Origin of the sequence: Amycolatopsis sp. SID8362 (genome assembly GCF_010550475.1) — a bacterium.
Taxonomy (GTDB): domain Bacteria; phylum Actinomycetota; class Actinomycetes; order Mycobacteriales; family Pseudonocardiaceae; genus Amycolatopsis; species Amycolatopsis eburnea.
The window spans coordinates 1-4425 of record NZ_JAAGNB010000797.1 but is presented as its reverse complement, the minus strand read 5'-3'; the positions used below and the strand labels follow the sequence as shown (position 1 = coordinate 4425).

At 71.2% G+C, this 4425-nt stretch carries 3 protein-coding genes; 1 reads left to right on the top strand and 2 read right to left on the bottom strand.

All coding sequences use genetic code 11. The features are described 5' to 3' along the window. The first annotated feature begins 32 nt into the window (after positions 1-32). Positions 33-3281, top strand: coding sequence for a GH92 family glycosyl hydrolase (locus G3I65_RS24740; protein WP_160698221.1), 3249 nt, complete (start codon positions 33-35; stop codon positions 3279-3281). Between the two features lie 46 nt (positions 3282-3327). On the opposite strand, the gene G3I65_RS24735 is transcribed toward G3I65_RS24740, so the two are convergent. Further along, entirely contained in the window at positions 3328-3849 is a 522-nt protein-coding gene (locus tag G3I65_RS24735) for a DUF4231 domain-containing protein (RefSeq protein ID WP_160698220.1), read from the bottom strand. Positions 3850-3888: 39 nt separating this feature from the next. Beyond that, on the bottom strand, positions 3889-4425 hold a 537-nt coding region (locus tag G3I65_RS24730), incomplete at its 5' end, for a glycosyltransferase family 4 protein (protein ID WP_160698219.1).

Sequence of the window (4425 nt, the reverse complement as noted above, 5' to 3'; positions counted from 1 at the left end):
GACAACGTTGTCATCTCCTGGGAGGTGCGCCCATGTGGTCGCAGAGCAGACGGCTGGCCGCCGCGGTGGCCGCGGGGGTGGTGGTCGCCGGCCTGGCCCCCGCCGCGGCGCAGGCCGCGCCCGCCGCCGCGGATCCGGTCAGCCTGGTCAACCCGTTCGTCGGCACGCAGAACTTCGGGAACACGTTCCCCGGCGCGAGCGCGCCCTTCGGCATGGTGCAGGTCAGCCCGGACACCGGCGGTCAGGGCGGCTACGACTACCTGCAGAACGCGATCTACGGCTTCAGCCAGACGCACCTGTCCGGCGTCGGCTGCGGCGTGATGGGCGAGCTGCCGATCATGCCGACCACGGGCGCCGTGGACAGCGTCGACAAGAACGCCTACAAGTCCGAGTACAGCCACGACGACGAGCACGCCGAGCCCGGCTACTACCGCGTCGGCCTGAAGAAGTACGGCGTGAACGCCGAGCTGACGGCTACCGCGCGCACCGGCTGGCAGCGCTACACCTTCCCCTCGACCGGCCAGGCGAACGTCCTGTTCAACACCGGCCAGGCCAACCAGTCCGTCAAGGACTCCGAAATCCACGTCGTCGGTGACCGGACGCTCGAAGGCCGGGTCCGCGCGGGCGGCTTCTGCGCCGGGCACGACGAGCACACCGTCTACTTCACCGCCACCTTCGACCGGCCGTTCAGCTCGTTCGGCACCTGGCGCGGCTCGACGCGCACCGCGGGCGGCCGCGACGCCGCGGGCACCGGCGGCAACGGCGCCTGGGCCAGCTTCGACGCGAGCACCGACCACGACGTCGTGCTCAAGGTCGGCCTGTCCTACACCGGGCTCGACGGCGCGCGGAAGAACCTCGCCGCGGAGACGTCGGACAGCTACGACTTCGACGCCACGCGCGCCGCGCTGCACCAGCAGTGGGCCGACCGGCTCGGCGCGATCAAGATCGCCGGCGGGACGGCCGACCGGCAGACGGCGTTCTACACCGCGCTCTACCACGCGCAGCTTCACCCGAACCTGGCCGGCGACACCGACGGCGCGTACACCGGCTTCGACGGCAAGGTGCACACCGCGAGCGGCTACACGCCGTACCAGAACTTCTCGCTGTGGGACACCTACCGGCCGCAGAACCAGCTGCTCGAAATGCTGGAACCGCAGGTCGCGCGGGACGTCGCGCTGTCGGTCGTCGCCATCGGGCGGGACGGCGGGTGGCTGCCGCGCTGGGCGCTGGCCGAGAGCGAAACCAACATCATGACCGGCGACCCGGTGACGCCGTTCCTCGTCGAGGCGTGGTCGAAGGGCCTGCTCGCCGGGCACGAAGAAGAGGCGTACGCGCTGCTCAAGAAGAACGCAACGAGCACGCCGCCCGCCGATTCGCCGTACAACGGGCGCTCCGGCGTCAACTACTACAACGACCGCGGGTACATCCCGAGCGGTCTCGAGCTGGGCAAGGACTGCGCGGCCAAGGGCGGCGACAACGACTGCGAGCACCCGGCGTCGGCGACCATGGAGTACGCCGCGGCGGACGCGTCGCTCGCGCTGATGGCCGGCGGGCTCGGGCACAGCGCCGACGCGAAGCTGTTCGCCGACCGCGGCCAGTGGTACAAGAACCTTTGGGACTCCTCGATCCAGCAGTTCCGGCCGCGCACGACCGAGGGCACGTTCCTCACGCCGTACAACCCGGTCGACGCCGACCACCAGTTCCACGAAGGCGGCGCCTACCAGTACCAGTGGCTCGTGCCGCAGGACCCGGCCGGGCTGGTCTCGCTGATGGGCGGCCGGACGTCGACGGAGAAGCGGCTCGACTCGTTCTTCGCGTACGGCAATCTGTTGAAGGACCCCGCCGGTACCGCGCGGAAGGACTGGATCGCGAGCCCGTACGACTACTACGGCAAGGCGACCTACAACCCGAACAACGAACCCGACCTGCTCGCGCCGTACATGTACAACTGGGTCGGCGCGCCGGCGAAGACGGCGACCGTCGTCCGCGCGGCGATGACGCTGTTCACCACCGGCCCCGACGGCATGACCGGCAACGACGACCTCGGCACGATGTCCGCCTGGTACGTCTTCTCGTCGCTCGGCCTGTACCCGACGATGAGCGGCGCGAACTTCCTCGCGCTGTCGAGCCCGCAGTTCGAGTCTGCGACCGTCCGGATCGGACAGTACGGGCGTTCGCAGGGCGGCACGCTGACCGTGAACGCACCGGGGGCTTCCGACGCGAACCGGTACATCCAGAGCGTGTCGTTGAACGGCCGCGACGTCCGGCAGACGTCGATCGACTGGTCCGCGGTCGCCCACGGCGGAACGCTCTCGCACAAGCTCGGGTCCCGGCCTTCTTCGTGGGGCACGTCGCCGGGCGCGGTCCCGCCGTCGGTGAACACCGCGGCCGGTGACGCGCGGCGGCACGTCGACGCGTCGCTGCGGCAGACGTCCGTGGTGATCCCGGCGGGGGCGGCGCAGCAGGTGCACCTCGACCTGGACGTGTTGGCCCAGAACCCGGCGCTGCAGCCGGTGACGGTTTCGGTGTCCGCGCCTTCGACGTGGCAGGCGCAGGTCCAGGGGGTGCAGCTGATCTGGTCGGGGCGGCTCCCGGTGCAGAAGACGGTGCCGATCACGGTTTCGGTGCCGGCGGGGACCGCGATCGGGACGTACCCGGTGGAGGTCTCGGTCGCCGGACTGGGCGCGAACAACGTTTCGCGCTCGGCGACGGTCGAGGTCCGGACGCCGTCGGTGTGCGCGTCGTCCGGCACGCAGTGCGCGGTCGACCTTTCCCGCGACCTCAACCACGACGGCACGGCGACGGTGTCGGCGTCCACGGAGGGCAACTTCGACGGCAGCGGCTGGAGCTACGACGCCGCCCTGCTCCCGGCGGCGGGCCCGGTGGTGTGGGACGGCGTCACGTACGCGGCTCCGGACGCTTCGGGCACTTCGCCCAACTTCGTGGAGGCGCGGGGGCAGTCGCTGCTGCTGCCGTCGGGTCAGCACGGCGCGTTGAAGCTGGTGGGCGCGTCGCACAACGGGCCGGTTTCGACGACGTTGACCGCGCACTACACCGACGGGACGAGCGCTGACTTGGCCGTGACCTTCGGTGACTGGGCGGGGTCGGGATCGCCGGTGGTGCTCGAGATGCCGCACCGGATCAAGGCTGGTAGCGGGGTCGACGGGCCGCCGGTGCGGTTGTTCGGGATTTCGGCCGGGCTGGACGGCGGGAAGACCGTGCAGTCGGTGAGCCTGCCGAACGACCCGAGGGTGGAGATCTACGCGCTCACCCTGGCGTGACGACGTGGTCGTGAGTGTTTGGTCGGGTTCTAACCCGACCAAACACTCACGACCGGATCTCGGGTGACTGCGGCGGCCGGTCCAACCTTCTGAACTCGACCCACTGGCGGCTCGCGTCGGCCCACGTCACCTGGTGGCGGTCGAAGAACTCCTGCAGCCGCGCGCGGCTCAGCTCGGCTGTCGGCGTTCCCACGAGGTAGTAGTCCAGCTCGTCGCGGATCCGGTTGAGGTTGTAGCGGGTCTCCTCCATCAGCACCCACCGCGACCGCCAGTTGAAGAACGTCTCGAGCCCGCCGAGCACGGTCACCAGCGCCACCATCGGCAGGGCGATCGACGCGCGGGACGGGATCTCCTGGATGCCCAGCACCACCGTCGACGCCGCCGTGAGCAGGAGCGCCGCGACGCGGACCACCGACGCACGACGCCGGAAGCGGCGTTTGCGGGTGTCGGCCCAGTCCATGTCGGCCGAGACGAGGTCGCGGAAGCCGAGGAGCTGGTCGCGCAGCGGGCGGTCCGGCTCGCGCCCGGCGACTTCGAGGAAGCCGCGTTCGGAATCAAGGGACGACATCGCGTCAGGTTGGCGGAGGTCCGCCTGCCGCGGCAAGCGTCAGGCGACGATGCGGGGTTCGGAGGCCAGTCGCGAGAGCACGTGCGTCAGCCGCCGGGCGGCGACGTCCCACTCCTCCAGTGCGCTGCCGCGGCCCAGCGCCGCCGTGCGCAGGGAGCGCCTGAGCTCCGGGTCGGCGTACCAGCGGTGCAGCGCGTCCGCGAGCGAGAACGGGTCGTCCGGCTCCACCAGCAGGCCGGGGACCTCGCCGTCCGCGTCGACGCCGAGGGCGTCGTACACACCGCCGACCTCGGTCGCCAGCACCGGGATGCCGCGGGCCAGCGCCTGCGCGACGGACATGCCGGACGCCGCCGCGCGGGACGGGATGACCAGGAGGTCCGCCGCGTTGTAGGCGGCGCCGAGGTCGACCGCGTCGCCGGCCAGGGTGATCCGGCCGCCGAGGCCGAGGCGCTCGATCGACCAGTGCAGCTCGTCGACGTAGGCCGGGTCCGCCGCCAGCGAGCCGGCGAAGACGCACGACAGCGCGAGGTGGTCGACCTCGCCGAGGGCCTGGACCAGCACGTCCTGGCCGTTGCG